Origin of the sequence: Curtobacterium sp. B18 (genome assembly GCF_000333375.1) — a bacterium.
Taxonomy (GTDB): domain Bacteria; phylum Actinomycetota; class Actinomycetes; order Actinomycetales; family Microbacteriaceae; genus Curtobacterium.
This window is the reverse complement of sequence record NZ_BACZ01000603.1, coordinates 1-1,338: the sequence shown is the minus strand read 5'-3', so window position 1 is coordinate 1,338 and position 1,338 is coordinate 1. Positions and strand designations below refer to the sequence as shown.

General features: G+C 68.8%; 2 protein-coding genes. Both read right to left on the bottom strand.

The genetic code is table 11. The features are described from left to right. Window positions 1-742 (bottom strand): M48 family metalloprotease (locus I5E_RS16320; RefSeq protein WP_022907926.1); only part of this gene is annotated, 742 nt, incomplete at its 3' end. A 22-nt stretch (window positions 743-764) separates the two neighbouring features. Then, complete coding sequence (locus tag I5E_RS16315) at window positions 765-1,331, bottom strand: LemA family protein (RefSeq protein WP_031262979.1); 567 nt, start codon at window positions 1,329-1,331, stop codon at window positions 765-767. Window positions 1,332-1,338: the final 7 nt, after the last annotated feature.

The following is a 1,338-nucleotide window of genomic DNA, read 5'->3' as shown; positions in this document are numbered from 1 at the left end:
CGAGCTTCTCGAGCGCGCGGGCGAGTCCCTCGGGGTGACGCGTGGTCATCGCACCGGTCGCGTCGGCCAGGTACTCACGCTGCCGGGAGACCGCGGCCTGCACGCCCGCCGCGGCGATCGGCGCGACGATCACCGCCACGATGCCGGCGACGAGCAGCACCGGGTTCGTGCCGCCGTTGTCGTTGTTCCGGTTCCGACCGCCGGCGAGCCCGCTGAAGATCGAGATGCGGAGCAGGACGTCGGCGATGAGGCCGACCGCGACGACCAGGCCGAACACCATCGTCGAGACGCGGATGTCGTAGTTCCGGACGTGCCCGAGCTCGTGCGCCATGACGCCCTGCAGCTCCTGGTCGTCCATGATCGCGAGCAGCCCGGTCGTCGCGGCGACGATCGCGTGGTCGGGGTCACGGCCGGTTGCGAAGGCGTTCGGCGACGGGTCCTCGATCACGAAGACCCGCGGCATCGGCATCCCGGTGGCGATCGCGAGGTTCTCCACGGTGCGCCAGAGCCGCGGCTCGGTGGTCCGGTCGATCTCGATGCCGCCCGCGATCGCGGTGGCCTGGCGTCCGGCGGCGAAGTACTGCACGACCGCGTAGCCGAGGGCGACCACGAGGACGATCACACCGATCGACACGTTGCCGGCGAGGTAGCCGCCGAGGAACCCGAGCGCACCGATGATCAGCAGGAAGACCAGGACGATGAGGACCGTGTTGCGCTTGTTGCGCGCGATCGCGCTGTACACGTCGCAGCAGTCTCCGGGCGGATCAGAACTGGACGCGCGGCGGTTCGGCGATGGCCGCGGGCTCGGCGGTCTCGAAGAACGACGCCTCGGAGAAGCCCCGGCTCTTCGCGAACGACGAGTTCGGGAAGACCCGGATCTTCGTGTTCAGCTCGCGCACGCCGCCGTTGTAGAAGCGTCGGGCGGACTGGATCTTGTCCTCGGTGTCGACGAGCTCGGACTGCAGCTGCAGGAAGTTCTGGCTGGACTGCAGCTGGGGGTACCCCTCGGCGACCGCGAACACGCTCTTGAGCGCCTTCTGCATGTGCCCCTCGGCCGTGGAGGCGCTCGAGGCGTCCCCGGCGCTGAGCGTCTCGGCACGGGCCTTCGTGACGGCCTCGAACACGGACTTCTCGTGCGTGGCGTACCCCTTGACCGTCTCGACGATGGTCGGGATGAGGTCCGCGCGGCGCTTGAGCTGCACCGAGATGTCGCTCCACGCCTCGTCGACGCGGACCTTCAGCGTGACGAGCGAGTTGTAGGTGACCCACAGGTAGATCCCCACGACGACGAGGAGGACCACCACCACTCCGACGACGATCAGCGTCGTGATGAGTCCG